Genomic DNA, 22,955 nt, shown 5'->3' on the forward strand with positions numbered 1-22,955 from the left:
ATGAAATTAGATAGATTAATTTGGGGTATTTTACTGCTTTTCATTGGCGGTGTACTTCTACTCGAAAACTTTGGAGTAATAGATTTTTACTGGCGTAACGTATGGGGCTTTTGGCCTATATTCTTAATCATTGGTGGCTTAAATATTTTATTCAACAAAAATAATTCACAAACGGGTAGCATTATTTCTATTGCCGTTTTAGTGGTAGCATTGTCATTCTTGTTTGTTAAAGGACAGCAAGTTCCGGAGCAAGGTTCTTGGTGGGGCAGAAATTTCAAAAAAGATATAGATATTAATATCGATGGAGATAACGATAACGATGATGACGATGACAATGATGGCGATAGCGTCGCAGTTAAGGAATTTAAATTGTCAGAACCCTTTGTTGCAACAGATAATACAAAGAAAACGATCTTAAATATTTCCGGGGGAGGCATTTCGTTCAATTTAAACGGGGAAACGTCAGCGTTGATAGATGCCAGTGTGAAAGGGAAAAATGGTAACTTTTCATTGAAAAAAGCAGTTACCGATAGTGCTACTGTATTAACGTTTCAGTTAGAAGATAAACGAAAAAAATGGAATTTCAATAATGGATCAAACGATGTTGACTTCAACTTAAATAAAGCAGCCAATTGGGATGTATTAATGAAACTTGGTGCTGGTGCTGCTAATATGGATTTCCAGGAATATAAGGTGAGAACTTTTCGGTTTGATGGTGGCGCTGCTGCCCTGGATATAAAATTTGGAGACCTTTTGCCTATAACAGATGTTGTTGTAAAATCTGGCGTGGCAGATGTTAAAATTAAAATCCCTACCAATTCAGGTTGTAGAATAAAAACACAAACCGGCTTATCGGCAAAGGATTTTGAAGGCTTTGAAAAAATTAATGATGGACTCTATGAAACTTCAAATTATAAAACATCTACCAATAAAATTTTTATCAATTTAGATGGAGGATTAAGTAACTTTGAAGTGAGCAGATACTAAGGATGGAAGATGTTAGATGGAAAATGGCAGGAAGTTCCTAAACATTAATCTTAAAATCCTAACATCTAACCAATCCTAATCTTAAATGAATCCTGATAAAGAATATACAGTAGTAATAAATGGTAAGCCGCAGGGTCCGTATAGTTTAGCCGATTTAAAAGATTTAAGCATTAGTGCAAATACTTTTATTCGCAAACCCGGTATGGATGATTATAAAGAAGCTCATGCAATTCCCGAATTGCGTGAGCTTCTTGGTTTCAAATATCAAAAGACCGCGCCTCAATATTTTGCAGCTTTCGACCAAAGGCTGTTAGCCTCCGTGATCGATCACTTCATCATCTTCGGCTTTTATACAATTATTATCTTAACCAGCTATATTTTTATTCCAGGGAAAGATGAAAGAATAAAAGCTTTCTTAGTCCCTTTTCCGGTTATTTTTATCGTAAAATTGGTTTACGGCATTTTTGCAGAATCTTCGGCTTCTCAAGCCACCATTGGGAAAAGAATGCTAAATATAAAGGTTACAGATTTAGAAGGAAGCCGGATCTCTTTCGGGCGTTCACTGGGCCGCAATCTTTCAAAAATAATGTCAGTAATTCCGGTTTTCTTTGGCTATCTATACAGCTTTCTGAACAAGAAAAACCAATGCTGGCATGATATCACTGCTGATACTTTAGTTGTAAAGGATAGATTGATATAGGAAAGACTGGATATGTTTCTACAATTTAAGATAGATTGAATGGTAAAAGCTAACATCCCAGCTTCAATAATATTATTTCCGTTTTAACTATTTATTTTAAAACTATTATAAAATTAATAAAGCAAACCAAACATCCACAAAGGAATTTTATTACCTATTCCTGCCTCCATATCATCAACGGCAAAAAAAGCATTTTCAATACCAGTTAATTGTTTAGTTGATTTTCCTTTACCTCCAATTTCAAAAGTGAATTTGTCATTAACGTAAAAATCGCCTTTTAGCGGTAAATTAATATCATGCCCGGCATTTATAACTTGATTCATGAAAAAAGCTTCCCGTAATGAGCCTTTCTCTGTATTATTCGGACTTAATGCAAATGATAGATTTGTATTCTCTAAAAAAATTTTATCTGGCTTTTGTAAAGTGCTAATGCTTTTACCAGCTGCCGAAAGCGAGTTTATTAACTTTGCATTATGTAAGTAATACAAATAATCTACAATCGTATTTCGGCTAATTCCTGTTTTTTCGCTTAAATTGCTAATATTAGGTTTAAAAGGAACGTTAGTAGATAAAATATAAAGTAATTGATAGATTTTTCGGGAATGATGCGGGTTAAAGCCTGCTATAAACTGCAAATCTTCTTCTATAATTAATCTTACTACCTTTTCTAAACGTAGGTGATAAGTATTGATATTTTCTACAAAAAACGGATAGTAACCATGTTTTAAGTATTCATTAAAGTATTGTAACGGCTTAAATTTTGAAATTAAATCATGTGCAATTTGAATATGATTTTGAAGCAAATCCTCTAATGAAATAGCATCAAGATTTATAATATTACTAAAACTTAAAAATTCTCTGTAAGATAATCCTGTTAATTCGTATTGTACTGCCCTACGGCTTAAATCTGTTTTTTGTCTGGAGATATCGATAATAGATGAACCTGTAAATACGATTTTTAAGTCTTTATAAAAATCGTATATATTTTTTATTTCTTTTGCCCAATCCGGGTATTTGTGTACTTCATCAATAAATAATATTTTTCCTCCATTTTGTCTAAATTCTTGTGCAAAGTTTGATAATTTGTTATTGGAGAAATAAATATCATCCATAGAAACATATAACGCTTCATCACTTAAACCATAATTAGCTTTAATGTGCTGTAAAATCAAGGTAGTCTTGCCAGTCCCTCTGGCGCCCAAAATGCTAATAAGTCTATCACTCCAGTCTATCGTTTTTGATAATGGCCTCACAATATCCATTGTTTGTTGCTGTACGATTAAATTAGATTTAAGCCTGAGGTTTTCCATTTTGATAGTATTTAGAAGCAAAAATAGTAAAAATTGCTATAAATTAATAGCAAAATAAACAAAAAATGCTTGTAATTTATATCAAAATTAGATTTTTACTATCTCCAACATTTTAACAATCCATCGATTTAACAATTAAACATTTAGCTTATCTTTGCAGTCGCATGGAAAATTTATCGGTAAAGCATGAGTTAGGTGGAGGATATTGCAACAGTTTAACGCAGTATTCCAGGTTTTTAACCCGCGAAGTTAAGATCGGAGATATTGCTTTGGGCGGTCATAATCCCATTCGTATCCAATCGATGACAACAACCGATACCATGGATACCATTGGAACGGTTGAACAAACCATTCGCATGGTAGAATCCGGCTGTGAATATGTTCGGATTACGGCACCCAGTATCAAAGAAGCTGAAAATTTAGCCAATATTAAAAAGGAATTACGTTTTCGCGGATACGATGTGCCGTTGATTGCTGATATTCACTTTACGCCCAATGCAGCTGAAATGGCTGCCAGAATCGTGGAAAAGGTTCGGGTAAATCCAGGAAATTATGCAGATAAAAAGAAATTCGAAAACCTGGAATATACTCAAGACGCTTATACCGCTGAGTTAGAAAGAATCAATAAAAAATTTATCCCACTCATAAAAATCTGCAAAGAATACGGTACAGCCATGCGCATAGGAACCAATCATGGTTCCCTGTCCGATCGGATTATGAGCCATTATGGTGATACACCACGTGGGATGGTAGAATCGGCAATGGAATTTATCCGCATGTGCGAGGCAGAGAATTATTATAACCTGGTCATCTCGATGAAGGCCAGCAATACCCAGGTAATGGTTCAGGCCTATCGTTTGCTGGTTGAAACCATGGTAAAGGAGGGAATGAATTATCCTTTACACCTTGGCGTAACCGAAGCTGGAGATGGAGAAGACGGCCGGATTAAATCAGCGGTCGGAATCGGAACTTTGCTGGAAGATGGTTTAGGCGACACTATTCGGGTTTCATTAACTGAAGATCCGGAGTTTGAAGCGCCTGTGGCGAAAGCATTAGCAGACAGATATGTTTTAAGAAGTCAGAAGTCGGAGGTCGGAGGTCAGGGAGCTGAAATTACATTTCCCGTTTTCCATTCTACATCTTCCATCAAAACTTACAGCCCATATTCCTATTCTCGAAGAATAACAGAACCTGTTCAGCATATTGGTGATCACCATCACCCGGTTGTAATGATTGATGTTTCCAAACAAAATCTAAAAGATCCTTATTTCTTAAATGCTGTTGGATATAATTACAGTGCCGGATTAGATAAGTATAACCTGGCAGATCAAGCATGTGATTTAGCTTTTTTAGGCGATAACTTGCCATCTTTTTCTTTCCCAGGGAATTTAAAGCAGGTTTATAACTATAATACATGGCTAAATCTTCGTGATAAACACAATTGTCACCCACTTTTTTCTTTAGATGGATTTAGCAAAGCTGAGGTTAAAGACGAATTCTTAAATTTTGTAGAAATTGATGCGAAGCTAGTTGATATAGAAGCCGTCCGGCAATTAGAAAAGTCTGTCGTATTAATTTTAAATACATCTGCAAATCATGGAATGGCTGAACAGCGAGCTTTCTTTGTTGCTTTGCAGGAAAAGAACATCCAGATCCCGGTAATCATTAAAAGAACTTATCAGGATTTAGATGCAGACACTCTAATGCTTTACGCGGCTACCGATTTAGGCGCATTATTTACCGATGGTTTTGGTGATGGAATCTGGATTGATGCTCAAGGGCAAAACTTAGCTTTAATTAATGCAACCAGTTTTGGGATTTTACAGGCTACACGTACACGCATCAGTAAAACCGAATATATCTCTTGTCCAAGTTGCGGCAGAACACTTTTTGATTTACAAGAAACAACTCAGTTAATCCGTTCCCGTACCGATCATTTGAAAGGACTTAAAATTGGTATCATGGGTTGTATTGTTAACGGTCCTGGAGAAATGGCCGATGCCGATTATGGTTATGTAGGTACTGGTCCGGATAAAATTACACTCTATCGCGGCCAGGAAGTAGTGAAGAAAAACGTGACTACTGCCTTTGCTTTAGATGAACTTATTGATATCATTAAAAATGATGGCAATTGGGTAGAGAAAGTTTAGTGCCATCATCTACTAATAAAACCTAAATATTGCTCATGAATCTATTGGAGTTTGAATCCATTTTTAATGAATTAAGAAAACTCTTAATCGAACAGGGATTAACCGGTGGTGCATTAATTTACAGCTATTTCCTCATCGGATCAGTAAGTGTTACGTTGTTTTTGTTCATCACAATTTTTGTAACCCGGCAAGTTTTTATTGGTGTGGTAAAAAGTGCAAAAACAAAATCAGACTGGCAGCAAGCATTATATGAATTTCGGGTTTTCAGGGCTTTCGCTTTAATATTTGGTGCCTACATTATATACAATGCGGTTCCTTATGTTTTTATAGATTTTAAAAACTGGTTTTTCTACGCGCTGATTTTTTCGAAAATCTATGTCGTACTGGCTACTTTATTTGCCATTAATGCATTTTTAAATGCACTTGTTTCCATTATGGAATCGTCGCGCAAGTATGCTGATAAACCCATTAGAAGTTACAAGCAGGTAGCCAAAATCATTATCTACATTTTCGGTTTTGTATTGATTTTATCCATCATCCTTAACCAATCGCTCCTCTATATTTTTGGAGGTTTTGGAGCGGTAACTGCTGTTTTCATTTTAGTTTTCCGTGATCCTATTTTAGGTTTTGTGGCCTCTGTACAAATGAGTGCCATCGATCTGGTTCGTGTTGGCGACTGGATCACAGTAGAAAAATATGGTGCTGATGGCGAAGTAACGGAGATCAACTTAACAACAATTAAGGTAAGAAATTGGGATAAAACCGTAACTATTGTGCCGAGTTATGCCATTGTAAGTGAGTCATTTAAAAACTGGCGGGCTATGGAAGAAAGTGAAGGACGGAGGATTAAACGCCACATCAATATAAAAATATCAAGTATTAAATTTTGTGATGAAGAATTAATTGGCCGCTTGCAAAGCATCGATTTCTTAAAAGATTATTTAAAAGAAACGCAATTGCAAATCGAGCAGTTTAACGCAGAAAATACGGTAAATCCTAATAATCTCGTTAATGGTCGCCATATGACCAACATTGGCACTTTCAGAGTTTATGCTGAAAAATATTTAGAAAGTAATCCATCTATAAATACCGATTTAACTTTTATGGTTCGCCAGTTACAGGCTACTGAGAATGGTTTGCCCATCGAAATTTATGTGTTTTCGAAAGAAAAAGGGTTAAAGAAATTTGAAGAAGTAGCTGCTGATATTTTTGATCACCTGTTGGCTACGGTACCATACTTCGATTTAGAAATTTTTCAAAGTCCGAGTGGAAGTGATATGCGGGGTTTCGTAAGAAGAGGGGATGATTAAGCCCCTCTTAGTTATTCTACTCTCCCAAAAAAGTTAAACATTTCTCGCAAACTTTAAATAAAAGTGGGGGTAACGTTTCATTTTCATAAGGGTGGCTTGCTCCATAAACGTGGTTTGCACCTTCAATTTTTATGATTCTACTATTTGGATTGGCATCTGCTAATTGCTGTGCATGTTCGAAAGGTACATTTACATCATCATCGCCATGAACAATAAGCCATGGAATGTTAATGCGTTTTGCCGCCTCAACGATATTTAATGTTTCAGCATTTTCTTCTAAATCTTCCAGCAGTGTTACGTTTAATGGCATTTGCTCTTTTGTCCTGGCATTGGTTACATAGATTTTTCCAGATTTTTTCCATTCCGCCTCTTGCTCTTTTTTCCAAAGGCTATCAAAGCTGGAGATTGCACTCCAAGTAATTAGTTTCTTAATTCTTAAATCATTTGCAGCTTCAATAATAGCTAAACCACCACCACGACTGTGTCCAATTAAGTTGACCCCGGTTTCTTTTCCATAAGCTTTTTCGATAAAATCGAGTACGGCGTTGATATCGAAAAGTTCTTTAGAAACCGTATTGCTAGCGAATGCTTCCAAATCAGTTACATCTTTTGGGTTCTCGGCAGTCACACCGTTATGTGATAAATTGAACTTGATATAACGGTAATTATTCGCTGCGAAATAACGGGCAACAAAATTATGTGCCCCCCAATCTTTAAATCCTTTAAAGCCGTGAACAAATAGTATAATTGGCGTATTTGGATTTTTATCTTCGAAAGTAATGTCGCCAATAATTAATTTTCCGTCAGCGCCAGTAAGGCTAAATTCATTCTGTATAATCATCTTTTTAAGGTATTGGTATAAATAATAAACCAGCTTAACCAGATTTTGTTGTGATTTGAAGAAAAGCATTTGCATGCTGCTTCACTTTGTAGCTGCTTTCTGCTTTAATCATTTTTTCTAGTGTAAATCCAGGCCCACCAGATAAAAAATACCTGAAAGGGGATTCTAATCCATGCGATTAATGGCGTTATTTCAATTTTTCCAAGCAGGAATGGTGCTTTTTGGATCATATAAATATGGGCAGGCATAAAGGCCAAAAGCATTAAAATAATTAGCCATCCTGCTACTTTTCTGGTTCGATTGAAGAGCAACATCACTCCGAAAGTAATTTCTAAGATGCCAGATAAATGAATTAAAAACTGATGTGTAGGTATCCAGTTTGGCATTATTGCATAATAACCTTCGGTTGATCTAAAATGATTTATCCCCGCCAGGATATAAAATAGGGCATAAATCCACAAAAAGAATTTAAAAATCCGAGAAGAATTGTCAGTGTTTTGCATTTATTTAAAACCGTTCTAAATTGATGTAAATTACAGATGAATGACGATGACATCAGGCAACCGTGCTACTTTTGTATCCCGACAGTAGTTAACAACGGAACAACTTGGAATATTTAAAAGTAATAGCATTCACGCATCATCACATCGACCTGAAATCTTTAGGGAAATTAGTTATTTGTGATCAGAGTTTAGATGGTAGATTGAAGAATATTCAAAATGAACTTCCCGTTAGCGAAATTTTCTATATCGGTACCTGTAACCGGGTAGAGTTTGTTTTTCTTACTAAAGAGAAAACCGATAAAGAATTTGTAACCAGATTTCTCACGGTTTTAGATATGGGCCTTCCTCCTGAATTTATGGAGCGTTTTCTTGATAATGTTACTGTTTATGAAAACGAAGAAGCCTTTAATCACCTATTAAGAACATCTTGCTCTTTAGAAAGTTTGGTAGTTGGAGAAAAAGAAATTCTTCCTCAAATTCGTAAAGCTTATGAAAACTGTCGCGATGCAGGTTTTACAGGCGATTACATGCGAATGATTATGGATCAGGTGGTAAAAACTGCGAAAGAGGTTTATACCCATACCAATATTTCTAAAAATCCAGTTTCAGTAGTTTCATTGGCTTACCGCAAGCTAAAGGAATTAAATGTATCTCCTAATCCACGCGTGCTAATCATTGGTGCTGGAGAAACCAATCTAAATATTGCTAAATATCTTAATAAGCATCAGTTTTCGAATTTTTCTGTATTTAATCGTACGCTTTCTAAAGCGGAATCGCTTGCAGAAGAACTTAACGGGAAAGCATATCCTTTAGCTGCACTCGAAAATTTTACCGAAGGTTTTGACGTAATCATTACTTGTACGGGTTCTACCGAGCCAATTATTACCGAAGCACTTTATGCTAAGCTGCTTAATGAGGATAAAACAAAAAAGGTGATTGTGGATCTTGCAATTCCAAATGATGTGGCTCCTGCAGTGATTCATAATAACCCGGTTTATTATATTGAGGTAGAATCTTTAAAAGAGGTTGCCCGCAAAAATATTCAAGAGCGTTACAATGAGTTGGTTCATGCCGAAGATATTATCAGTGCTAATATCACCGAGTTCTTAACGGTGCTGAAACAACGTCGCATCGAGTTAGCCATGCAGGATGTGCCACGTAAAATTAAAGAAATTAAAAATACAGCCTTAAATGGTGTGTTTGCTGATGAAATTAGTCAAATGGATGAAGCATCTCGTGAAGTATTGGAACGGGTGATGAATTACATGGAGAAAAAATGCATCAGTGTTCCAATGGTAATGGCAAAAGAAATTCTGGTTAAACAATCATAATTCGATTCGGATCAACTCCTCGGTTTAACCGCAAAGCGTATTAAAGCTTGTTTTTGGTGAATTTTCAATGCGTAGCAAGCACTGCTATTACGCAACTTTCATATCAATCTCCCATCTCTGTAACCTCACTGTCTCATTTTTAAACAAATCATGGTATAAAGCAAATTTACCTTAAATTTGCAGTTCATTAAATGTTTATAGTGAAGAAATTAACCATCGGAACACGCGGTAGCGAACTAGCTTTATGGCAGGCTAACCATATTCAAAATGAGTTGGCCGAAATCGGAATTGAGGCAGAAATAAAAATCATCAAAACGCAGGGCGATAAAATCCTGAATTTGAGATTGGATAAACTGGAAGGAAAAGGTTTTTTTACCAAAGAATTGGAAGAAGAACTTTTAGCTGGTACAATTGATTTGGCAGTACATTGCCTAAAAGATTTACCAACAAATCATCCTGCAGGCTTAACCATTGCTGCCATTCCGCCCCGCGAAGAGGCTACAGAATATTTACTGATTTTAAAGGATTGCGTTGATGTATCACAGAAGCTATCTTTGAAAAAAGGAGCAATGGTGGGTACTTCATCAAACCGGAGGAAAGCGCAGTTATTGGGCTTGCGTTCTGATCTGGAAATAGAAGATTTACGCGGAAACGTGCCAACACGTATTCAAAAACTCAGAGATGAAAGCTACGATGCCATTATGTTGGCGAAAGCAGGCATTAAACGTTTAGGCTTAGATGTTAGTGAGTTTCATGTAGAAGAATTAGCGCCGACAGAATTTGTTCCTGCGCCTGCTCAAGGCGCTTTAGCCATTCAGATCAGAGAAAGCGATCGCGAACTTTTTGATGCCCTTCAGAAACTTCATGATCCTGAAACGGCCGAACAGGTTGGCGTAGAACGTAAAGTTTTAAATCTTTTCGAAGGTGGTTGCCACATGCCTTTAGGTTGTTACTGCAAAAAAGAAGATGGTGCTTTCGAGGTGTGGACCTCAAAAGCAGAAACTGCAGATGATTTTCCAGAGCGTTTATTTCTACGATCGGAAACTGCTGAAGGTTTAGCAGAAAAAATTATTGCCAAATTTAGCAAGGAAAGAAAGAAACCTGCAAAGGTTTTCATCTCCCGCGAAATTGGCGAACATAGCTATTTCCGAAAAGCTTTAGAAAGTAAGGATATCGAAATTGAAGGACGTTCTTTAATTCGTACATTCCCTATTGTAACGGTTTTAGATCAGTTTATCTTAAAAAATATAGACTGGGTTTTCTTTAGTAGCCGTAACAGCGTTGAATATTTCTTCAATCTTAAACCATTGTTGCCTAAAAAAACACAGTTTGGTGTGGTAGGTAGGGGCTCGGAAGATGCATTGCGTAAATTTGGCCATTTTGCTGATTTCGTTGGCGAAAGTGGCGATATCACGGAAGTTGCAGAAGATTTTGCAAAACTGGTTTCTGGAAAGAATATTTTGTTTCCCAGGGCACAAGACTCCTTGCAATCCATTCAAAAATCTTTGCCAGCCGATGCTAAGATTATCGATTTGCCAATTTACGAGACGGTAATTGAAGAAAATATCGATCAAAGCTACGCTGATGTTCTGATTTTTACCAGTCCATCCAATGTTGATGCATATTTTGCTGATAATCTGTTAGAGCCTGGTCAGCAGGTGATTGCTATCGGTAATTCTACGGGTAAAAAGTTTGATGAAATGGGGGTAACGTATGCTTTGCCTTATTCGCCTGATGAAATCGGCTTGACTGAAGCAGTTTTTGGAATAGAGATAAGGTAAGAGCTCGTAAGTCCGAAGACGGAGGTCAGAAGTTTGGAAGCCGAAAGACTAAAGCGAAAAGCAAATACCTCGGTGAATCATTCTAAAGGGAAATAATGGTCAAGTCTTGATGCTTGATACTAAATACTTGATTTTAAAATCATCCTGAAGGAAAACGATATTCAAGTCTTGATGCTTGATACTAAATACTTGATTTTAAAATCATCCTGAAGGAAAAACGATATTCAAGTCTTGATGCTTGATGCTTGATACTAAATACTTGATTATAAAGTCATCCTGAAGGAAAAATAACATTCAAGTCTTGATACTTGATACTAAATACTTGATACTAATAATATGTTACATCGTCCGAGAAGATTGAGAAAGAACCCGTTGGTGAGAGAGATGGTAGCCGAAACCCGACTATCGAAAGATATGTTTGTATATCCCTATTTTGTAGTACCAGGAACGAATGTTACGCATGCAATTGATGCTATGCCAGGTGTAAACCATTATTCGGTTGATACATTGGTTAGCGATGTGGAAGCGGGATTGAAAAAAGGATTAAATAAAATTATGCTTTTTGGTGTGGGCGATGAAAAATCTGCTGATGCAAAATCCGCCTATCATGATCATTCTTTAGTACCAACTGCAGTTCGTGAGTTAAAAAAGCAATTCGGCGAAGATTTATATGTCATTACGGATGTTTGTGTGTGTTCTTATACCACTCATGGTCATTGCGGTATTATGGAGAACGACTATGTTCAAAATGATAAAACAGCCCAGGTAATTGCTAAAATGGCATTAACTCATGCACAAGCTGGTGCAGATATGTTTGCGCCGTCAGATATGATGGATGGCAGAATTGAAACGATGCGTAATCTATTAGATCAGCATGGTTTTGAAAATGCTGCCATTATGAGTCATGCTACAAAATTTGCTTCGGCCTATTATGGTCCTTTTAGAGAGGCTGCCGATTGTGCGCCAAGTAAAGGCGATAGAAAGGCTTACCAAATGGATTTTAGAAATCCTTTGGAGGCATTACGTGAAGCACAGTTAGATGAGCAAGAGGGAGCAGATGTTTTAATGGTGAAACCTGGATTGGCCTATCTGGATATTATTCAACGTTTAAAGCAAGATATCAATTTACCAATTGCTGTTTATAATGTTTCTGGCGAATACTCTATGGTTAAGGCCGCTGCAGAACGTGGTTGGATTGACGAACAAAAAGTAGTAATGGAAACGATGCATGCCTTCGCGCGAGCAGGAGCAAGTATCATCACCACCTATCATATTAAAGATATTTTAAATAACAATTGGATGTAAATAAGCTGAAAGCTTAAAGCAAAAAGACCAAAGCACTATTATGGCGCTAGTTTTACCTTTCAGCTTTAGTCTTTCAGCTTTTAGCTTAATAAAATGTTAGATTCATTAAAGAAAATGTTTTCTGGTAACGAGGCCGATATTCCGGTTAATACTGGAAGTAAACCTGATATTTCTAGAGTAAAATCTGCCGAGCTGTATGAGAAATCAAAAACATACTTCCCAGGCGGTGTAAATTCACCAGTTAGAGCATTTAAATCGGTTTATGGTACGCCACTTTTTATAGAAAAAGGAGATGGTTGCTATATCTGGGATGCTGATGGAAACCAGTTTATTGATTTCTGCGGAAGCTGGGGTCCATTAATCTTAGGGCATAACAATCATAAAATTCGTGAGAAAGTTACCGAAGTAATGCAAAACGGAATGAGTTTTGGCGCACCTACAGCTTTAGAAAATGAATTAGCAGAACTGATTATTAAAAACAATCGCTTTGTAGAAAAAATTCGTTTTACAAGCTCAGGTACTGAAGCCGTAATGTCAGCCATTCGCTTGGCAAGAGGTTTCACCGGCAGAGATAAAATCATTAAATTCGAAGGTTGCTATCACGGTCACAGCGATTCCCTTTTAGTTAAGGCAGGTTCTGGTTTAGTTACTTTTGGCGAAACTTCTTCTGCTGGCGTTCCGAAATCTTTTGCGGAAGAAACCATTGTAATTCCTTTAAATGATACCAATGCAATTGAACAAGCCTTTGAACAATTCAAAGATCAGGTTGCGGCAGTAATTATTGAAGGCATTCCAGCCAATAACGGATTAATTATTCAGGATGAGGAATACGTTAAATTTTTGCGTAAAATTTGTACGGAAAATAGCTCTTTATTGATTTTTGATGAAGTAATTACTGGTTTCCGTGTAGGTTTTGAAGGTGCTGCTGCTTATTATGGTATTACACCTGACATTGTAACCTATGGAAAAATCATTGGTGGTGGTTTGCCGGTAGGAATGTATGGTTCATCATCAGAGATTATGGCGCACATCTCCCCTGATGGAGGCGTTTACCAGGCAGGTACTTTATCTGGCAATCCGGTAGCCATGGCTGCGGGTATTGCTACGCTTACTGAACTAAATAAATCAAGTTTCTACAAAGATTTAAATGCTAAAACACAAGGTTTTGTAGAAAGTATTCAACGTTTTGCAACGGCTAGAAATTATAAATTTAAAGTGTTCACGGTGGGTTCTATCTTTTGGTTCGCTTTTACAGATAAGGATAAAATTCAATCTGCTGATGATATTGACGCGAGTAGCATGGAAAAATTCAAAGTGATGCACCGTGAGTTGTTAAATAGAGGTATTTATTTAGGTCCATCGGGATATGAAGTTGGTTTTGTTTCTGCAGCTCATACTAAGATAGAGTTGGAGAAAGCCAAACGTGCTATATTTGAGGCTTTGGATTTAGTATTTAAGAAATAAAAGTTTTACTACATAGGGCACGGAGATTTCACAGAGAACGGAGAGTTTTGTATTGGAAGTTGTCATTGCTTCATGCCTCGAAAAAAGAACAGCGTTAAATAAATCTGAGTAATCAAACAATCTGTGCAATCAACCCGAAGGAAAAATCAATAGATGAAGAAATCAATAATTATATTTTACGCATTGCTACTCTATGCCCTTATTCAGCTCATTTCCTGGGGGACTTTGGTGGTGAGGTTGCAGCCGAGCCGCATGACAATGATCATGGGCGAAGGTTCCGTGTTTTTATTCCTGCTCTGTATTGGAGGTTATTTCTTGCATCAATCTTTAAAACGTGAAGATAAACTAAGAGAACAACAGCAAAATTTTCTGATGTCGATTACGCATGAATTGAAATCGCCACTGGCAGCAATAAAACTTTCCATTCAAACTATTGTTAAAAGAGATTTAGATAAAGCCCGGCAGGTTTCTTTATTGAATAATTCGCTAAAAGATATTGAGCGGTTGGACGATTTGGTAGAAAACATGTTATTGGCCACAAAGATTGAAAATCGTTCTTACACCTTTCCGAAGGAGGAATTTAATTTTTCGGAATTGGTTTATAAAATTACCGATCGGTTGCAGGTTCACTCCTGTGGCAATGAACAATTAATTAATGCTCAAATTCAGCCAAATTTGCAGATAATGGGTGACAAGTTTGCCTTATCGTCAGTAGTGACGAATTTGATAGAAAATGCAGTAAAATATTCGAGTCCATGTGATGAGATAAATGTGGTTTTAGATAAGGAGGAAGGGCATTTAAGATTGAGTGTTATTGATAAAGGTCCCGGTATTTCAGATGCCGAAAAAATGTTGATATTTGATAAGTTCTACCGCGTTGGTAATGAGAATGTCAGAAAAGCGAAGGGAACGGGTTTAGGCTTGTTTATTGTGAAAGAGGTTTTACAATACCATGATGCAGATATTACAGTAAAAGACAATTTGCCTCGAGGAAGTATTTTTGAAGTAACATTTAGTTAATCTCAATTATGTCACAAAAATTAAGAATTCTATTGGTAGAAGACGAGGATCACTTGTTAGATGCTATCAAATTAAACCTCGAACTTGAGGGTTATAAAGTTCACGCCGTTAAAGATGGCAAAACCGCGCTTAAAATTTTTAAAGAAGAACGCTTTAATCTTATCATCTTAGATGTAATGCTTCCAGAAATGGACGGTTTCCAGGTTTGTGAAACCATTCGTTTAGAAAATGCTGAAGTGCCAATTATGTTTTTAACCGCTAAAAATACATCAGAAGATCGTGTTTTAGGATTAAAGAAAGGTGCTGATGACTATTTAGTTAAACCATTTAATTTAGAAGAATTAATTCTTCGTGTTGGGATCTTAGTTAAACGTAGCCTTAAATCTGACGATTTAAAAGAATTAAATTCTTATAAAATCGGAGATAAAACAATCTATTTCAACTCTTTCGAATTGAAACACGATGATGGTACCATTACGCCGCTTACGAAGAAAGAAACGATGTTGTTGAAGCTTTTAATTGAGCGTAAAAATGATGCGGTATCTCGTGAGCAGATTTTGGAAACCGTATGGAATTACGATGTTTATCCATCAACAAGAACGATTGATAATTTTATTTTAACGTTCCGTAAATATTTCGAACCAGATCAAAAGAATCCTGTTTATTTCCATTCTATTCGTGGTGTAGGCTATAAATTCACTGATATTCATTAATGTATAACAGTTTTGGCAGGTACGTGCTGATGGCCGTTTTTTTGCTGGCGGCATTGGTTTGTGTTTATTACATTCAATACGAATTGGCAGCAGTAGCAGGCTTCCTGTTTATCTTTATCATTTGGAGTCACTTTAGGCATAGTTCGGTCTTAATGGCCTCCAAATATTTTAAAAATAACGACTTTGTTAAAGCAAAGCTAATGTTAGCAGAAGTTCCAAATTCAGAACGGCTTTCGAAAAACCGTAGAGGATACTACGAATTTATGCAAGGCAATATGGCCTTGAAAGAAGAAGATTTTGATAAAGCTGAATATCATTTCCAGTTGGCGAGTCGTTTTCCTGTTGGAGGCAAAAACCAAAAAGGTTATGTTTTAATTCACCTGGCAAATCTTGCTTTAAGGAAAAAAGATAAAGAGAAAGTAGAGGCTTATACAAAATTGGCTAAAGAACTTGCAGAATCATCCCGTTCAAAGGAGATTATTGTCAAGATAGAAAAGGAAATAAGTAAATTATAATATTAATATTGTCATTTTGAATAACGAAGACCGGTTTAGGAATAAAAAGGTGCTTCGTTTTTTTATTTATTTATAGCTTTGCACCATTAATTTTTTTTATCCATACGTCATCCTGAATACAATTCAGGATCTAACCAAAAAGGAGGATGCTGAAAAAAATCAGCATGACAATTAACGGAAGATCAATTACAAATCATGAAGAATAACTTATTTTTAGACGCCGCATTCTCAAAGCAAACAGAACGTCCACCAGTATGGATGATGCGCCAGGCTGGTCGTTTTATGCCACAGTATTGGGAGATTAAAAACAAATACTCTTTTTTAGAGATGTGTAAAACTCCTGAAATTGCGGCTGATGTGACCATGTTGCCTGTTGATCTATTGAATATTGATGCAGCAATTTTATTCTGTGATATATTAGTAACCGGCGAGGCTATGGGTGGCGATTTAAGTTTCACTCAAGGCGTTGGTCCGAAGTTTGCAAACCCGGTTCGGAATGCACAAGATATTGAAAACCTCAATGTAGATTGTTTAGATGAATTGCAATATGTTGCCGATGCAATTAAGGTGATTCAACAGCGTTTAGACGGAAATATTCCTTTAATTGGTTTCGCAGGTGCACCTTTTACAGTAATGAGTTACCTAATCGAAGGAGGTTCTTCTAAAGATTTTAAATTAACAAAGCTTTTTATACACAATCAGCCAGAGTTAGCACACAAACTCTTAGCTAAAATTGCTAAAGTAACAACTGATTATTTGAATCTTCAAATTACGGCGGGTGTTAACGCAGTTCAAATTTTTGACAGTTGGGCGCTAGCCTTATCCTGGAATGATTATCAGGAATTCTCTCACCGTTATATTCAGGAAATTATTTCAAACTTAAATAGAAAAGATATTCCGGTTATCTCTTTTTGTAAAGGAAGTTCTGTTTTTGCACCAATTATGGCTGAGGCAAAGCCTGATGTAATTTCGGTGGACTGGAATGCTGATTTATTAAACATAAAAAATGCCTTGCCGGCAGGTATTGCTGTACAGGGGAATTTAGATCCACATATTTTATACGCCGATAAATCTGTGATTAAAGCACAAATTCATAAATTGTTCGAACGCATGCGTGGTACAGAAGGATTTATTTTCAACTTAGGTCATGGTATTATGCCAGATATTCCTTTTGATAACGTGAAGTATGCGATTGAAGTGGTAAGGGAGTTTAGGTATTAAGCACCTAAATCTCCTAAATTGGACTTTGAACGGCGAGTATAAATTGTTATATTTAGATATTATAGGTTCATATTAATTTATAGATTTTTTGATGAAAAAGACAGAAATTATAGATACTTTGAAAGAGATGCCCGATGAATTTTCTGCGGATGAATTAATTGAAAGAATCTTATTACTTCAAAAAATTGATGTGGGATTAAATCAGGTTGAGGAAGGTAGAGTTTATTCAGAGGAAGAAGCTGAGAAAAAGCTTGAAAGATGGCTAAAGTAGTCTGGACAGAAATAGCCATTGATGATTTAAATAATATTGCTAATTTTCATAGCCAATATTCTAATAATTTTGCATCAGCACTTATTAAAAAGCTTTTTGATAAGCCTAAAATTTTAAAGGGCATGCCGGAATTAGGCAGGATTGTCCTGAAAGAGACAACGAATCCATTCGTGAGCTTATAGAAGGAAATTTCCGAATTATATATTATTTTGATAGGAAAATTGATACCGTAGAAATTCTCACTGTTCATCATTCATCTCAACCATTTCTTTAGATAAGCACTTTTATTTATAATGATAGAAACCCTACAGCCATATTATTCCTACTTTCTTGCGGTACACATCGTGTTTGTAATTAGCTGGATGGCTGGTTTGTTTTATATTTTAAGTCTGTTTATTTATCATACCGAAGCGAACGATAAAGTTGAACCAGAGAAAAGTATCCTCGTAAAACAGTTTATTAAGATGGAGGCCACTTTATGGAAAATTATTTGTGCTCCGGCAATGGTTATCTCGGTAGTAGCAGGTTCATCAATGCTTATACTGCATCCTATGCTTTTGCTAATGGATTGGATGCATGTTAAACTTGGTTTTGTAATCGGTCTAATCATTTATCATTTTGTCTGCCAGAATATAGTTAAACAGCTTAAAAACAATCAATTTAAAATGACCAGTTTTCAGTTACGCTTGTGGCGGGAATTGGCAACCATTTTTATGATTGCAATTGTTTTTGTAGTAATTCTTAAAAGTGCCATCAATTGGATTTATGGTTTGATTGGCATTATGGGCGTGGCGATGGCTATTATGATTGCGGTTAAGCTGTACAAAAATTATCGTTTAAAGAAATAAACCTAAAGGCTGAAAGGCCAAATAATAAAGCTGAAAGCAAAAGCCCAATTAAGCTCTTTGTTTGCTTTTCGTAAACTTGCATTCAATTCTTGATTCTTGATACTTCCTACTTTACACTTTACGAAAAACTATCCTAAATTTAGGCAAATAAACCCAAACACATGTTTACAATTACAGGTTCGAAAAAAACCTTACTCCTCATTGGCTTTTTATTTACTTCATATTTTGCTTCGGCGCAGTTTAATCAATCGGCATTTGAAAATAGAATCCGTCCTGATAGTAGTTTGACGAACGAAGTGCATTTCAATTTCTACAATCTTAACTACGTTCGTAACTACGAGTACACCAATGATTTTCATGATGGTTATACCTTGTATGGCACACAGTTGCAGCCACAAATTGTGTATTATGCACATCCGAATTTAGCGATTACTGCTGGTGCATTTATCCGAAAAGATTTCGGACGTAACGGGATAACTGATGCGAAACCATTATTCAGTTTGAAATATCATAAAAGAAATTTAACCTTAATTTTCGGGAGTTTAGAAGGTGGTATTCAGCATAAATATATCGAGCCACTTTACAATTTCGAAAGAACAATCACTACACCAATAGAATATGGAACGCAGTTATTAGTTGAACGCAAAAAATTTACTTTAGATGCCTGGATTACCTGGCAGAAAATGATTTACTCGGGCGAGGCAGCAAAAGAGGAAATCATCGGAGGCTTATCAACTGAAACTTTTCTACTGAAAACCGATAACTGGAAACTGAGCATTCCTGCACAGTTTTTGGCATTCCATCAAGGTGGACAAATCGATGTCTTAAAAGAAATTCCAATTAGTACCGTATTTAATGGTGCTACCGGACTGAAACTACATAAAGAAATCAACACTAATATTAAACAAGTTTACACCGATAATTACATCGCCGTGTACAAAGATTTTTCGCCTACAAAGAGAAGAGCATATGAAGGTGGTTTCGGATTGTGGCTCAATGCTGGTGTAGAAAGTAAATGGGGAAGTTTGGTAGCCTCTTACTGGAAAGGAAACAACTTTATTTCAATTAAGGGAATGCCTTTGTATGAGTCGGTTTCGAGCAACTTATATACCAATGGCTTAAAGCAAAGCAGTAGAAATATTGTTTCGCTACGTTATGCCTACCAAAAAGAATTGATTCCACATCTATACCTGGATGTGCGTTTTGAACCCCACGTTGATTTAGATCATACTGATAAACAACTCCAGTTTAACCACTCCTTTTTCTTAACCTATAAACAGGATTTTAAATTGTTTAAGGTAAAGAAAGCAGAAAGGTAGAGGGTCATTAGCCTTATAAGATTTCAAACCCCGTAGGTTTCTAAAGCCTGCGGGGTTTATTATTTTTAAGCATTGCCCCTGGTTTCTAAACCCGATAGCAGCGAAAACACGAAGGTGAGGAACGAACCGAAGCTTTGAAGCGGATAGCGGGACTGCTGCTCCCGATGAAATGCTGAATGTTCATTTTCAAATAAAAAATCTATATCTTTCTTCAAAATTTATAACATTTTATCTCTCTGATAATCAGCACATTTAATGTTGATTTTAACTTTATTTAACTTTCTTTCTCCCTCCATGCAACCATTGTTTGTATTCTGCCATCTTCTATATACAAACACACAATGAAATTGACGCGAAGCTATACAATAAATGATTTGATGGAGGGCTGCAAAGCCGGCGACCGGAAGATGCAGGAGTTGCTTTATAAGCAAACTGCTTCGAAAATGTTGGCCGTTTGTATGCGCTACGCCAAAGATAGAATGGAAGCTGAAGATGTATTGCAAATGGGATACATTAAAATTTTCCAAAAAATAAAAGAATACAGAGGTGATGGTTCATTTGAGGGCTGGATTAGAAGAGTGATGGTGAACACAGCAATTGAAAGTTACCGCAAAAATTTACGCAGCCTGAATGTAGTGGAGATAGATGAAGCTTATGAGCAACCCTCAACAGGATTCGATTTTGGAACATTAGGTATGCAGGATTTAATGAAAGTGATACAAAAGCTGGCTGATGGATACAGAATGGTTTTCAATATGTATGTGATTGAGGGTTATTCTCACAAAGAAATTGGGGAAACTTTGGGTATTTCTGAAGGTGCCAGTAAGTCTCAGCTTTCGAGAGCAAGAGCAATATTAAAAGAAGAAATTATAAAAATGGAGGGATTTGGTTATGCAACCTATACAGGATAAGGATTTTGATCAGTTATTTAAAGACAGTTTCGAAGATGCTGAAATTACGCCATCGAGAGATTTGTGGAATAACATAAAGAGCGAAATTGAACCAAAGAAAAAAAGGATTATCTCGATTTACTGGTTATCTGCGGCAGCAGTTTTACTAATTGCCGCGACCGGGGTTTTGGTTTATCAACAACAAGAGGTTAAACCAAAGCAATATGCGAATAATGTAGAACCTAAAATAGAAAAATCGGCTACTGTTGAGCGACCAATTACAGATTCAGTAATTTCAATAGCTGTACCTGTCAGGGATGCTGTGAAAACGCTACCCATTAACATTAAGCCAGTTACAACGCTGGTGAAAACTGAAGTAAGAGAAACAGTTAGGCCTATTGAGAAGCAAAAAATGATCACGGCTCCAGAGATCCAAAAACAGGAAACGATGATTGCCAAGGTGGAAGAACCGAAAAAGGATATTAAAACTAAAATTGAAGAGGCGATTTTCCAAACTAAAGAAGAAACTGTTTTAGCCGCTAATGTAAACGAAGCCGTTACTGATGAGACCATCGGAAGCAGTAATTCGGCTGACAGAAAGGGAATCCGTAATGTTGGTGATGTAGTCAACCTGATTGTTAACAAAATGGATAAAAGAAAAGATAAGTTAATTCAGTTCAGAACTGATGATGATGATTCTTCTATTTCGGTGGTAAACATTGGTCCGTTTAGAATAGGAAAGAAAAACAGAAAATAAACCAAATTATAGTATTATAAGATTTCGGAGATTCAATCACTTTCTCATTCATTCAATAAATCATTCCTTCATTCATTCAAAAAATAACACACAACATATGAAACATCTAATTTTTACAACACTTCTGGTAAGCGGGCTTGCCGGTGTTATGGCTCCGAGGGCTTTTGCACAACAAGATACGGTGGTTAAGGATACAGTAATCAAAAAAAAGGGAAAATATACTGTGAGGATTGGCGGAGGTACATTGATTTCAAAAACAAGTGATTCTACTGAGACTGCTAAAAAAGGTCGCTTTGTTGGTGGAATTACTTTTACCAGAGTGGACTTAGGTTTCTCCAGATTAATTGATAATGGAAGCTTTAACTTATCTCCAAATAATGAATTTTTAGATTATAAAGGTGGTAAAACAAGTACATTTTCTTTTGATGTTTTGCAATTTGGATACCGTTTCAACTCTAATTTTAAGGTTTATGTAGCAGGTGGTTTCGACTGGACATTAATTCGCTTAAGAGATAACATCACGATTCAAAAAAATCAACCCACTTTAGCTTACGTAAATGAAAATATTGCTTTCTCAAAGAATCGTTTCTCTAGCAGCTATGTACATATTCCATTAAATTTTGAATTTCGTACAAACGAATCCAAAAAAGGAAAAAGATTCTACTTCATTTTAGGTCCGGAAGTAAGTTTCTTGCTTAATGGAAAAGTTAAACAGATTAGCGATGAGCGTGGTAAGGAAAAGCAATATGATAATTATCACTTTCAATCAGTTCGCTACGGAGGTACATTCAGATTAGGTTATGGAGGCTTCGGCTTATTTACCAAATACTATTTCAATGATATGTTTAATACACCTGCACAGGCTGGTTTAAAGAACATGAGCTTTGGTGTAACCTTCGGACTTAATTAAAAATACAGCAACACACAAATAAGTTAAATCCTGTTTCGGTTAGGCGAAACAGGATTTTATTTTACAGTGTATTTAAAAACATTTCGGGAGTTAAAATAGTCAGGTTACTTTTTTTGTAATCTTTTATATTCCTGGTGATAATAATATCAACCGACCCTTTATTTTCTGCTGAAAAATTTTGAAGTGCATCTTCAAAATCTGTAAAATCTGAATCTATTGCTTGTAGAATAGTCTCTTTATTAATTACAAGCACATCCAAAAAACTAAGCAAACGTTTAATTCCTTGTAGAATTGATTTAGAACTATGTTCTTTTCTTAAAATATAATGAATATTGGCTATTGCTAAACCTGTGACAAATCCACTAACTTCTTTATTTTCGCATAATGATAATACTTTCGTAGAATCTTCAGAAAATGGTTTTCTATCAAGAAAATAGTCTAAAATAATATCCGAATCAATTAAGATTTTATTCATTATCAAGGTATTTTTGATATTTCTCTTCTCTCATTTTATTCAACTCTTCTTTATAATTAAAATCTTCAGGCATCTTAAATGCGCCTATCATGGATTTTACAATCGGTGAAATTTCCACCTCTTTCTCCTCCCTTTTAGTTACGGCTTTCAAGTAGTTTTCTACAACGGCCGATAAACTTCTTCCTTGCTTTTCAGCATAAGCTTTCGCTTGCTTAATAACAGAGTCATCTATCGTTAATGTTAGCTTAGTATTCATAGTCTTCTAATTATTGATATAAAGATACATGGATATACTTACACGTGCAAATTTTAATATAATTACACGTGTGATATT

General features: G+C 36.0%; 24 protein-coding genes. 19 read left to right on the forward strand and 5 right to left on the reverse strand.

From position 1 onward, the window contains the following. Entirely contained in the window at positions 1-987 is a 987-nt protein-coding gene (locus tag ACN1CD_RS08555; RefSeq protein ID WP_419129969.1) for a LiaF transmembrane domain-containing protein, read from the forward strand. An 85-nt stretch (positions 988-1,072) separates the two neighbouring features. Then, complete coding sequence (locus ACN1CD_RS08560; protein WP_419129970.1) at positions 1,073-1,687, forward strand: RDD family protein; 615 nt, start codon at positions 1,073-1,075, stop codon at positions 1,685-1,687. A gap of 113 nt (positions 1,688-1,800) precedes the next feature. Here ACN1CD_RS08560 and ACN1CD_RS08565 read toward each other — a convergent pair whose 3' ends face one another. Further along, entirely contained in the window at positions 1,801-2,997 is a 1,197-nt protein-coding gene (locus tag ACN1CD_RS08565) for an ATP-binding protein (protein ID WP_419129971.1), read from the reverse strand. A 164-nt stretch (positions 2,998-3,161) separates the two neighbouring features. On the opposite strand from ACN1CD_RS08565, the gene ispG reads away from it, so the two are divergent. Together ispG and ACN1CD_RS08575 are read left to right on the forward strand one after the other, a co-directional pair. Then, positions 3,162-5,147, forward strand: coding sequence for a (E)-4-hydroxy-3-methylbut-2-enyl-diphosphate synthase (ispG, locus tag ACN1CD_RS08570; protein WP_419129972.1), 1,986 nt, complete (start codon positions 3,162-3,164; stop codon positions 5,145-5,147). 35 nt (positions 5,148-5,182) lie between these two features. After that, positions 5,183-6,457: a mechanosensitive ion channel family protein gene (locus ACN1CD_RS08575; protein ID WP_419129973.1), complete on the forward strand. Its 1,275-nt coding sequence runs from the start codon at positions 5,183-5,185 to the stop codon at positions 6,455-6,457. 16 nt (positions 6,458-6,473) lie between these two features. Here ACN1CD_RS08575 and ACN1CD_RS08580 read toward each other — a convergent pair whose 3' ends face one another. Next, positions 6,474-7,298, reverse strand: a complete 825-nt coding sequence (locus ACN1CD_RS08580) for an alpha/beta hydrolase family protein (RefSeq protein WP_419129974.1) — start codon at positions 7,296-7,298, stop codon at positions 6,474-6,476. Between the two features lie 104 nt (positions 7,299-7,402). Next, positions 7,403-7,801, reverse strand: coding sequence for a MauE/DoxX family redox-associated membrane protein (locus ACN1CD_RS08585; protein ID WP_419129975.1), 399 nt, complete (start codon positions 7,799-7,801; stop codon positions 7,403-7,405). A gap of 104 nt (positions 7,802-7,905) precedes the next feature. On the opposite strand from ACN1CD_RS08585, the gene hemA reads away from it, so the two are divergent. From hemA to ACN1CD_RS08660, 15 genes are all read left to right on the forward strand, one after another. Continuing rightward, entirely contained in the window at positions 7,906-9,132 is a 1,227-nt protein-coding gene (hemA, locus tag ACN1CD_RS08590; protein ID WP_419129976.1) for a glutamyl-tRNA reductase, read from the forward strand. 191 nt (positions 9,133-9,323) lie between these two features. Continuing rightward, entirely contained in the window at positions 9,324-10,913 is a 1,590-nt protein-coding gene (gene hemC, locus ACN1CD_RS08595) for a hydroxymethylbilane synthase (protein ID WP_419129977.1), read from the forward strand. 336 nt (positions 10,914-11,249) lie between these two features. Continuing rightward, entirely contained in the window at positions 11,250-12,218 is a 969-nt protein-coding gene (gene hemB / locus ACN1CD_RS08600) for a porphobilinogen synthase (protein ID WP_419129978.1), read from the forward strand. A gap of 93 nt (positions 12,219-12,311) precedes the next feature. Next, positions 12,312-13,682 (forward strand): glutamate-1-semialdehyde 2,1-aminomutase, encoded by a 1,371-nt coding sequence (gene hemL, locus ACN1CD_RS08605; RefSeq protein WP_419129979.1) that lies wholly within the window; start codon positions 12,312-12,314, stop codon positions 13,680-13,682. A gap of 153 nt (positions 13,683-13,835) precedes the next feature. After that, on the forward strand, positions 13,836-14,702 hold the full coding sequence (locus ACN1CD_RS08610) for a sensor histidine kinase (RefSeq protein WP_419129980.1): 867 nt from the start codon (positions 13,836-13,838) through the stop codon (positions 14,700-14,702). Between the two features lie 8 nt (positions 14,703-14,710). Next, the gene (locus ACN1CD_RS08615) at positions 14,711-15,415 is read left to right on the forward strand and encodes a response regulator transcription factor (protein WP_109926856.1); all 705 of its coding nucleotides are present in this window, start codon (positions 14,711-14,713) and stop codon (positions 15,413-15,415) included. Continuing rightward, positions 15,415-15,930: a hypothetical protein gene (locus ACN1CD_RS08620; RefSeq protein WP_419129981.1), complete on the forward strand. Its 516-nt coding sequence runs from the start codon at positions 15,415-15,417 to the stop codon at positions 15,928-15,930. Before ACN1CD_RS08615 ends, ACN1CD_RS08620 begins: the two co-directional genes overlap by 1 nt. Before the next feature lie 195 nt (positions 15,931-16,125). After that, the gene (gene hemE, locus ACN1CD_RS08625) at positions 16,126-17,151 is read left to right on the forward strand and encodes a uroporphyrinogen decarboxylase (RefSeq protein WP_419129982.1); all 1,026 of its coding nucleotides are present in this window, start codon (positions 16,126-16,128) and stop codon (positions 17,149-17,151) included. Positions 17,152-17,242: 91 nt separating this feature from the next. After that, positions 17,243-17,422 (forward strand): hypothetical protein, encoded by a 180-nt coding sequence (locus ACN1CD_RS08630; RefSeq protein ID WP_419129983.1) that lies wholly within the window; start codon positions 17,243-17,245, stop codon positions 17,420-17,422. After that, complete coding sequence (locus ACN1CD_RS08635) at positions 17,410-17,604, forward strand: type II toxin-antitoxin system RelE/ParE family toxin (protein ID WP_419129984.1); 195 nt, start codon at positions 17,410-17,412, stop codon at positions 17,602-17,604. Before ACN1CD_RS08630 ends, ACN1CD_RS08635 begins: the two co-directional genes overlap by 13 nt. A gap of 111 nt (positions 17,605-17,715) precedes the next feature. Beyond that, positions 17,716-18,270, forward strand: a complete 555-nt coding sequence (locus ACN1CD_RS08640) for a CopD family protein (RefSeq protein ID WP_419129985.1) — start codon at positions 17,716-17,718, stop codon at positions 18,268-18,270. A 161-nt stretch (positions 18,271-18,431) separates the two neighbouring features. Continuing rightward, positions 18,432-19,589, forward strand: a complete 1,158-nt coding sequence (locus ACN1CD_RS08645; RefSeq protein WP_419129986.1) for a hypothetical protein — start codon at positions 18,432-18,434, stop codon at positions 19,587-19,589. Between the two features lie 341 nt (positions 19,590-19,930). After that, complete coding sequence (locus ACN1CD_RS08650; RefSeq protein ID WP_025146912.1) at positions 19,931-20,500, forward strand: RNA polymerase sigma factor; 570 nt, start codon at positions 19,931-19,933, stop codon at positions 20,498-20,500. Further along, positions 20,481-21,236: a hypothetical protein gene (locus ACN1CD_RS08655; protein WP_419129987.1), complete on the forward strand. Its 756-nt coding sequence runs from the start codon at positions 20,481-20,483 to the stop codon at positions 21,234-21,236. Before ACN1CD_RS08650 ends, ACN1CD_RS08655 begins: the two co-directional genes overlap by 20 nt. 97 nt (positions 21,237-21,333) lie before the next feature. Continuing rightward, positions 21,334-22,146: an outer membrane beta-barrel protein gene (locus ACN1CD_RS08660; RefSeq protein ID WP_419129988.1), complete on the forward strand. Its 813-nt coding sequence runs from the start codon at positions 21,334-21,336 to the stop codon at positions 22,144-22,146. Positions 22,147-22,207: 61 nt separating this feature from the next. Here the strand turns inward: ACN1CD_RS08660 and ACN1CD_RS08665 are convergent, their stop codons facing one another. Both ACN1CD_RS08665 and ACN1CD_RS08670 read right to left on the reverse strand, forming a co-directional pair. After that, positions 22,208-22,621 (reverse strand): PIN domain-containing protein, encoded by a 414-nt coding sequence (locus tag ACN1CD_RS08665; protein WP_419129989.1) that lies wholly within the window; start codon positions 22,619-22,621, stop codon positions 22,208-22,210. Continuing rightward, positions 22,614-22,877 (reverse strand): DUF6364 family protein, encoded by a 264-nt coding sequence (locus ACN1CD_RS08670; RefSeq protein WP_419129990.1) that lies wholly within the window; start codon positions 22,875-22,877, stop codon positions 22,614-22,616. Before ACN1CD_RS08670 ends, ACN1CD_RS08665 begins: the two co-directional genes overlap by 8 nt. Positions 22,878-22,955 lie beyond the last annotated feature (78 nt).

Source organism: Pedobacter sp. N23S346, from assembly GCF_048515415.1.
GTDB lineage: Bacteria > Bacteroidota > Bacteroidia > Sphingobacteriales > Sphingobacteriaceae > Pedobacter.

What these genes read in the sequence shown, in the direction of transcription:
- ACN1CD_RS08555 (WP_419129969.1), top strand. Translation starts at nt 1, where the DNA reads ATGAAATTAGATAGATTAATTTGGGGTATTTTACTGCTTTTCATTGGC.
- ACN1CD_RS08560 (WP_419129970.1), top strand. Translation starts at nt 1,073, where the DNA reads ATGAATCCTGATAAAGAATATACAGTAGTAATAAATGGTAAGCCGCAG.
- ACN1CD_RS08565 (WP_419129971.1), bottom strand. Translation starts at nt 2,997, where the DNA reads ATGGAAAACCTCAGGCTTAAATCTAATTTAATCGTACAGCAACAAACA.
- ispG (WP_419129972.1), top strand. Translation starts at nt 3,162, where the DNA reads ATGGAAAATTTATCGGTAAAGCATGAGTTAGGTGGAGGATATTGCAAC.
- ACN1CD_RS08575 (WP_419129973.1), top strand. Translation starts at nt 5,183, where the DNA reads ATGAATCTATTGGAGTTTGAATCCATTTTTAATGAATTAAGAAAACTC.
- ACN1CD_RS08580 (WP_419129974.1), bottom strand. Translation starts at nt 7,298, where the DNA reads ATGATTATACAGAATGAATTTAGCCTTACTGGCGCTGACGGAAAATTA.
- ACN1CD_RS08585 (WP_419129975.1), bottom strand. Translation starts at nt 7,801, where the DNA reads ATGCAAAACACTGACAATTCTTCTCGGATTTTTAAATTCTTTTTGTGG.
- hemC (WP_419129977.1), top strand. Translation starts at nt 9,324, where the DNA reads ATGTTTATAGTGAAGAAATTAACCATCGGAACACGCGGTAGCGAACTA.
- hemB (WP_419129978.1), top strand. Translation starts at nt 11,250, where the DNA reads ATGTTACATCGTCCGAGAAGATTGAGAAAGAACCCGTTGGTGAGAGAG.
- hemL (WP_419129979.1), top strand. Translation starts at nt 12,312, where the DNA reads ATGTTAGATTCATTAAAGAAAATGTTTTCTGGTAACGAGGCCGATATT.
- ACN1CD_RS08610 (WP_419129980.1), top strand. Translation starts at nt 13,836, where the DNA reads ATGAAGAAATCAATAATTATATTTTACGCATTGCTACTCTATGCCCTT.
- ACN1CD_RS08615 (WP_109926856.1), top strand. Translation starts at nt 14,711, where the DNA reads ATGTCACAAAAATTAAGAATTCTATTGGTAGAAGACGAGGATCACTTG.
- ACN1CD_RS08620 (WP_419129981.1), top strand. Translation starts at nt 15,415, where the DNA reads ATGTATAACAGTTTTGGCAGGTACGTGCTGATGGCCGTTTTTTTGCTG.
- hemE (WP_419129982.1), top strand. Translation starts at nt 16,126, where the DNA reads ATGAAGAATAACTTATTTTTAGACGCCGCATTCTCAAAGCAAACAGAA.
- ACN1CD_RS08630 (WP_419129983.1), top strand. Translation starts at nt 17,243, where the DNA reads ATGAAAAAGACAGAAATTATAGATACTTTGAAAGAGATGCCCGATGAA.
- ACN1CD_RS08635 (WP_419129984.1), top strand. Translation starts at nt 17,410, where the DNA reads ATGGCTAAAGTAGTCTGGACAGAAATAGCCATTGATGATTTAAATAAT.
- ACN1CD_RS08640 (WP_419129985.1), top strand. Translation starts at nt 17,716, where the DNA reads ATGATAGAAACCCTACAGCCATATTATTCCTACTTTCTTGCGGTACAC.
- ACN1CD_RS08645 (WP_419129986.1), top strand. Translation starts at nt 18,432, where the DNA reads ATGTTTACAATTACAGGTTCGAAAAAAACCTTACTCCTCATTGGCTTT.
- ACN1CD_RS08650 (WP_025146912.1), top strand. Translation starts at nt 19,931, where the DNA reads ATGAAATTGACGCGAAGCTATACAATAAATGATTTGATGGAGGGCTGC.
- ACN1CD_RS08655 (WP_419129987.1), top strand. Translation starts at nt 20,481, where the DNA reads ATGCAACCTATACAGGATAAGGATTTTGATCAGTTATTTAAAGACAGT.
- ACN1CD_RS08660 (WP_419129988.1), top strand. Translation starts at nt 21,334, where the DNA reads ATGAAACATCTAATTTTTACAACACTTCTGGTAAGCGGGCTTGCCGGT.
- ACN1CD_RS08665 (WP_419129989.1), bottom strand. Translation starts at nt 22,621, where the DNA reads ATGAATAAAATCTTAATTGATTCGGATATTATTTTAGACTATTTTCTT.
- ACN1CD_RS08670 (WP_419129990.1), bottom strand. Translation starts at nt 22,877, where the DNA reads ATGAATACTAAGCTAACATTAACGATAGATGACTCTGTTATTAAGCAA.